The sequence below is a fragment of the Ruegeria sp. BHSA118 genome, from assembly GCF_059613405.1.
In genome coordinates, this window is sequence record NZ_JBXWSM010000028.1 from 42,619 (window position 1) to 48,618 (window position 6,000).

6 protein-coding genes are annotated in these 6,000 nt (G+C 51.9%); all 6 read left to right on the forward strand.

Annotation, left to right across the window (positions count from 1 at the left end; translation table 11 throughout):
* Window positions 1-295 precede the first annotated feature (295 nt).
* The 6 genes from AC2FNN_RS10635 to AC2FNN_RS10660 all read left to right on the forward strand — a co-directional run bounded on the left by AC2FNN_RS10635 (window position 296) and on the right by AC2FNN_RS10660 (window position 5,780).
* Window positions 296-1,429 carry a Fic family protein gene (locus tag AC2FNN_RS10635; protein ID WP_496758470.1) on the forward strand — a complete coding sequence of 378 codons (1,134 nt, stop codon included), beginning with the start codon at window positions 296-298 and terminating at the stop codon, window positions 1,427-1,429.
* Between the two features lie 371 nt (window positions 1,430-1,800).
* Complete coding sequence (locus AC2FNN_RS10640) at window positions 1,801-2,985, forward strand: site-specific integrase (RefSeq protein WP_496758472.1); 1,185 nt, start codon at window positions 1,801-1,803, stop codon at window positions 2,983-2,985.
* Window positions 2,986-3,093: 108 nt separating this feature from the next.
* Window positions 3,094-3,762, forward strand: a complete 669-nt coding sequence (locus tag AC2FNN_RS10645; RefSeq protein ID WP_496758474.1) for a hypothetical protein — start codon at window positions 3,094-3,096, stop codon at window positions 3,760-3,762.
* 102 nt (window positions 3,763-3,864) lie between these two features.
* Complete coding sequence (locus tag AC2FNN_RS10650) at window positions 3,865-4,089, forward strand: helix-turn-helix transcriptional regulator (RefSeq protein ID WP_171116851.1); 225 nt, start codon at window positions 3,865-3,867, stop codon at window positions 4,087-4,089.
* Between the two features lie 133 nt (window positions 4,090-4,222).
* Window positions 4,223-4,447 (forward strand): hypothetical protein, encoded by a 225-nt coding sequence (locus AC2FNN_RS10655; protein ID WP_496758476.1) that lies wholly within the window; start codon window positions 4,223-4,225, stop codon window positions 4,445-4,447.
* Between the two features lie 181 nt (window positions 4,448-4,628).
* Window positions 4,629-5,780, forward strand: a complete 1,152-nt coding sequence (locus tag AC2FNN_RS10660; protein ID WP_496758478.1) for a hypothetical protein — start codon at window positions 4,629-4,631, stop codon at window positions 5,778-5,780.
* Window positions 5,781-6,000 lie beyond the last annotated feature (220 nt).

The following is a 6,000-nucleotide window of genomic DNA, read 5'->3' on the forward strand; positions in this document are numbered from 1 at the left end:
GTTGCCAAAGGCTAGGGCCGCTAGGTGGCTTTCCTTACGCTTTTTCTTCAGGCCAAATTACATCCCACTAATTGTGTTGTGGCATTTGTTTCACCGCAAGTCCTGAGCTTGACGCTCAAATCCTCCACGTTTTGATTCACTAGCTACTTTGAACGCAATCCGTGTCTCTCAAATGGGGTTGATGCTCACATTCTCCTCTTTTTGATTGACAAAGTGGTTTGCGCCTCGCAAATACATGCTAACAAAGCTTCTCAACCAATTTAGGTAGAAGATGAAAAGCAAAACGAGGTTTAGTATGCGACTGCCGTTGGACCGCTATAGCCTTACTAAGAACGTTGACTATCACTACAAACAATTTCCTCCTTTAGACTTAGATTACAAGCGCCTCTTTATGGCGATGGGGGATGCGAGGGCAGCCCTCGCAAGATATGACCAAACCCTACTAAGTCTGCATAACAGTGAGTTCTTGTTAACGCCCCTGAGGGGCCAAGAAGCCGTCGTTTCCTCTCGAATGGAAGGCACAATCTCATCAATCGACGAGGTGCTTCGATACGAAGCCGACAGCGATGACGATGAAGGGCCTAGAGACGTTCGACTAGATACGCTCGAGGTGGCTCTTTATGCATCATCACTAAGAAGTGCACAGCACGCGATGCGAGAAGGGCAACCGATTAGCGAATACCTAATCCGCTCAGCCCACAAGCATCTCCTAGGCTTAGGGCGCGGCGCAAGCAAAAACCCAGGAGAATACAAAACTGAGCAAAACTACATCGGAGATGATTTGCGAAGAGAGGTCTATTTTACGCCCATATCTCCTGAGCAACTTGCTCCGGCGATGGCAAGTCTAGTTTCTTTTATAAACGGAGAAGAGTTTCCTCCACTATTGAGTGTAGCACTTGCTCACGTGGAGTTCGAGGCGTTACACCCATTCAACGATGGGAACGGTAGGATTGGCCGCATGCTAATTACTCTATCCCTATGGAAAAAAGGACTAATTAGCGAACCGCACTTTTACATCAGTGCGTTCTTCGAAGAACGGAAACCTGAATATATTGAGCGAATGAGGCAAGTGTCAGCCAACGGAGATTGGACTGGATGGTGCGAGTTTTTCCTTGAAGCTGTAACAGAACAGGCTGGGAGAAACCTGCAAACAGCAACGTCAATTTCTGAGTTGTACGAAGAAATGAAACCAGTGTTCCGTGAAACACTGAATTCTCAATGGGCAATCGCTGCACAAGACTTCGTTTTCAAAAACCCAGTATTCAGAAATAATCGGTTCACGGGGCGAGCAGGAATCCCGCTGGCTACGGCAACAAGATTGTCCAGGGCTATGGCTGAGGCGGGGTTGTTAGCAGAAATCCAACCCGCCTCTGGTAGGCGTTCTGCGCTGTACGCGTTCGAGCCTTTGATAAAACTTGTAAGGTCTTAAGGGCATATTGCCTTTAGCGCAAAATTAACGTGTTGATCGATTTTTTGTCCCCCATATGTCCCCCAGACTGACAGCGGCGCAAGGTGGCAGCCCGACTACCTTTCGCTGGATTCACAATACCACGTCGCTTTATTTGAAGAAAAAGTGGTGAGCCGTGCAGGATTCGAACCTGCGACCCACTGATTAAAAGAACGGCCAGAGCCATTTCGCTGTATTTCTCCGGATTTCGCCACATTGACAAAAATGAAGCGAAAACAATTATTTACGTTGACCTTCGTTGCGCCTTGAATTCATGAATTACTCCAGAATTCGCCGCCATTTGCTTCCGTATAGCTTCCGGAAGCAGGCCGGAAGCAAGGAGTGTTCTGGATATGTTCAAATTGACCAAACGCGCGGTTGAGGGGCTTGCCGTTGAGGCAAAGGAATACCTTGTCTGGGACCGGGACATGCGCGGCTTTGGGCTGCGGGTCTATCCCTCCGGTAAGAAGGCCTATCTAGTTCAGTACCGAGCCGGTCGCCGAACGCGACGGATCACTATCGGCCAGCATGGTGTTCTGACGGCTGAGGAAGCACGGACACATGCCAAGCAGCTTCTGGGCGACGTTGCGCGCGGATCAGACCCATCTGCCGAAAAGCAGGCCAAGCGGCGCGCACCGACCGTTGCCGGGCTGTGTGACCGGTTCCTTGAGGAATATGTCGATCAACATTGTAAGCCGACCACAGCCCGCGATTATCACAGCGTCATTCGCCGATTCATCCGGCCCAAACTTGGACCTATCCCAATTGCCGAAGTAACCCGTGCCGACGTGGTGGCTTTTCATCACGGTTTGCGCGAGACACCATATCAGGCCAACCGGGCGGCGGCGATGTTGTCAAAGCTGTTCAATCTGGCCGAGGATTGGGGATTGCGGCAACCCGGATCGAACCCCGCCCGTCGGATCAAGAAATTCCGCGAAGAAGAAAAGAAACGCTATCTGTCAGACGCGGAACAGATACGGCTTGGCGAAGTGCTGGCCGAGGCGCTGGAAGACGGCACAGAGACCGTTTACGTGGTGTCGGCCCTGCTACTGCTGATTTACACCGGATGCCGCCTCAGCGAGATTCTGACCCTGCGCTGGGACTATGTAACGTCGCACCATCTGGAATTGCCGGACAGCAAGACCGGACGCCGCCGCATTCCCCTGCCAAGGGAAGCCTATGACATCCTGATGGAATTGCCCCGGCAACCGGGGAACCCTTATGTAATACTAGGAGAGTCAGACACCGGGCCGCTAAACAACCTGCAAAAGCCGTGGCGGCGCATACGTAAGACGGCAGGGTTGGAGGATGTCCGCATTCACGACCTGCGACATACATATGCCTCGGTCGCCATGAAAGACGGAATCGATCCGTTCACTCTGAAAGAGATTATGGGACACAAGAATCTGACAACGACACTACGTTACGCGCACCTTGCCGATGATGCTGTTCAGCGCGCGGCTGGGTCTGTCGCGGCAAGATTGGCACGCGCGGTTCGAAAGGACGTAAGAACCGCACCCCTGCGGGTTGTGCAGTAACGTTACCTTACATAGGGGCATCGGCAAGGATTTGAACGCTCTATGTATAGGTTACGTTACATAGGGCACCACAAAGCGGCCATAAGATATCATACAGGCTTGGAACACATGCTGGACAATCACGATAAGAAGCTTGAACTGGACCTTGAGCATATGTGGAGCCAGATGCAACTACCGTTACCCGTCGCTAAGGGCTTTGCCACGGATATTGAATATATTGCTCGACACTATTGCCCCAAAGACCGGCGAATAAAGCCGCTTCCAGCAAAAGAGCGAAAAGCGATTTATAGCAAGCTAGACAAGACCGTCAGTTCTTTGCTGGACCAGCTTTCAAACCTGCCTCCTTCTATTCAATGGGAAATTGAAGAAGTTGGAATGGCGAATGAGCCGGAAGACTATTTTGAGAACGCGATTGGTGCTGACCACGAAGGGCTGGACTACGGAGAGTATTTGATTGACGTCCTGAAAGGGAATCTCCCCGAGATAGCGTTCCTGATCCAAGAAGGGCTGGAACATCACAAGCGCCCACGCGCCCGCCCTAAACAAAATGAAAGCTTGGAAGATACAATCCAACAGCTTGCGAAAGTGTTCCAACACTACACCGGACGCAATCCAGTGAAGACCTATCGCTATGACGAACTGGACGAAGAACAGCCCTACAAGAGCGACTTCTTCAGTTTCATGTATGCGTTTTTCTGGATCGATCAGAATCACAAATTCCCGACGTCGCACACTCTCGGGAACGCGACATTGCGCGTGTTTGGCCTTAAAAAATAGGGATGTCATAAATGGACAAATTTTGAGCCATATATGACATTAGATTGAGACGGACCTACGCTGCATTCTGGTTGCAATGAAACGCTATGCAGCGAGGCAACCATGCAAACACAGATTGACCCTGACTACTTCGACCGGCTCATCGACGAGAAAGAAGCCGCCAACTATCTCTGTTATTCAGTACGCGCATTGCAAAATTGGCGTGTTCGAGGTGGTGGGCCTATGTTTGTAAAGGTCTCTGGTCGGTCTGTCCGTTACACGCGCAGTGACTTGAAAAAATGGATCGCTGAAAAGCGCGTCGCCAATACCAGCGCCGCACCTTCCTAACATTTGAGTTTTGCCCGTTCAGAGTTGGCAGCGCTGAGCGGGATTTTGGGGCCGGATGGCTCTCAGGGGCGCGGGGTGTCGCCACCCTGCGCCCTTTCTGTACCTGCCAAACAATTCAAACAAGGAGTTCACCATGGCACAGCAACCCGCTTTCAAATTCAAAATCGGGCTGATCACCGCAACAATCTGGGACAACGACGGGTTTTTCTCCGTCGATATTTCACGGTCCTACAAGAACGAGGAAGGTGACTGGCGCACCACCAGCGCGTTCTCTCACAATGACCTTCTGAACGTCGCCAAATGCGCAGAACGTGCAGAGAATTGGATTTCACGCAAGCAGGCAGCAGCCAGCCAATGATATCCGCCGGGCGTCTAGCCCGGCCCCAAAACAATAGCTGCCCCGCCGGAGGCACTATCGAAGGGCGCTTTTGCGCCCGCCCCTTTTCCCAACCTCAACCAAATCGCGCGGCATTCGCCGAAAGAGGGGGGTGATTGTAGCACCCCCCTCTGGAAATACCGGAACCCAAGGAGATTTCAAAATGCACGTAGTACATCGTGGACTCGACACTATCGCTCTTTCGATTCAGGCGAATATTTCTCAGGAGTTGTTCGACCTGCTGAACACCGAACGCGAAAGAGCCGAAGAAGAACGGCACCCCGTTCCTTTCAGTTACGGCGGAGCAGACTTTGACTTGTTGCCCCATGGTGGCAACGGGTATCGCTTTATCCTCAAAGGGGGGCCTTTGGATGTGCATTGGTCCTTCAAGAAACCAAATACACGCGACCCTTGGGGCATTCGGATTTCGGTTGGTTCAACTCTTCTAGCGACACAAGGACTCGGATACGCGCGTTCCTACATCGATAAGACCCTAACTAGGCTTGGAATCCGCTTTGAGTCGCATCAGGTCAGTATCAGTCGTGCCGATTTCTGCGTCGATTTTCTCGCGCCGGAATTCGAACTTGTTCCTGAAAACTTCGTCATTCACAGCCACACCAACCGCGCTGACTATCTTACCGCTCAAGATGACATGCGCAGCAACGGTAAATCTGGTCAGTTCACATCTGTCACGGTTGGCAAAATGCCGGGACGGCAGGTCATCATCTATGACAAGCGTCGCGAAGTGATTGATAAGAAAAAGCCGATCTGGTGGGATGTCTGGAACACCAACCTAGAGCGGGAAGGTTTACCCCCATTAGACCCTTCTGATGCGTCTCAGAGCCGTGTTTGGCGGATTGAGATACGCGCGGGGAAAGACTTGCTCAAGGATCGTTGGCAGATCAGAACGTGGCCCCAATTCGACGCCATGTTCGGCGATGTCATTGCCGAGGCGCTAAAGAAGATACGATACTGCGAACCCGACCCTGACGATGGAAACCGCGCGCGCTGGTCCAATCATAAAATCTGGAACTTGGTTGCCGCGTCATCAGAGGATGACCTGCTGGAAATGCGCAGCCACGTCGATGCCACAGGCATTAAGCACGTGCATCGTACTGAGCAAATTAGGTTGATATCAGCACAAATGGCGGGCCTTGGGATCACGCTGGCCGCACTTGAAGACATTCAGGAAAGTGAGCTGAGTGATTTCATGGAAAGTGTTGGAGGCATGCTCGCAGACAATGTACAGGCTGACCCTGAGCGCGCAGCAAACAAGCTGTATGAAGCGAAGAACAGATATCGATTCATTGCGTAGGTATGTAGCGAAGAACTAGCCGCCGAATGTGCTTACAGCATCGGCGGCAGCTTCGAGCCCGAAGCTGCCGTTGCTTCGATTTCATGCGCTTGCAGTCGCGGCAAGAAGGTCGGCCCAATCCCGACCTTCGCCTCACCTTAACGTTGCTGCAGTCGCAGCCTGCTTACCGGCCATTCGCCGCGCGTGCAAAATCTGGAGATGATCGAACACACACTCTGCG

Bases quoted from the DNA above. Each gene is read 5' to 3' on its own strand.
- AC2FNN_RS10635 (WP_496758470.1), top strand. From the start codon at position 296: ATGCGACTGCCGTTGGACCGCTATAGCCTTACTAAGAACGTTGACTAT.
- AC2FNN_RS10640 (WP_496758472.1), top strand. From the start codon at position 1,801: ATGTTCAAATTGACCAAACGCGCGGTTGAGGGGCTTGCCGTTGAGGCA.
- AC2FNN_RS10645 (WP_496758474.1), top strand. From the start codon at position 3,094: ATGCTGGACAATCACGATAAGAAGCTTGAACTGGACCTTGAGCATATG.
- AC2FNN_RS10650 (WP_171116851.1), top strand. From the start codon at position 3,865: ATGCAAACACAGATTGACCCTGACTACTTCGACCGGCTCATCGACGAG.
- AC2FNN_RS10655 (WP_496758476.1), top strand. From the start codon at position 4,223: ATGGCACAGCAACCCGCTTTCAAATTCAAAATCGGGCTGATCACCGCA.
- AC2FNN_RS10660 (WP_496758478.1), top strand. From the start codon at position 4,629: ATGCACGTAGTACATCGTGGACTCGACACTATCGCTCTTTCGATTCAG.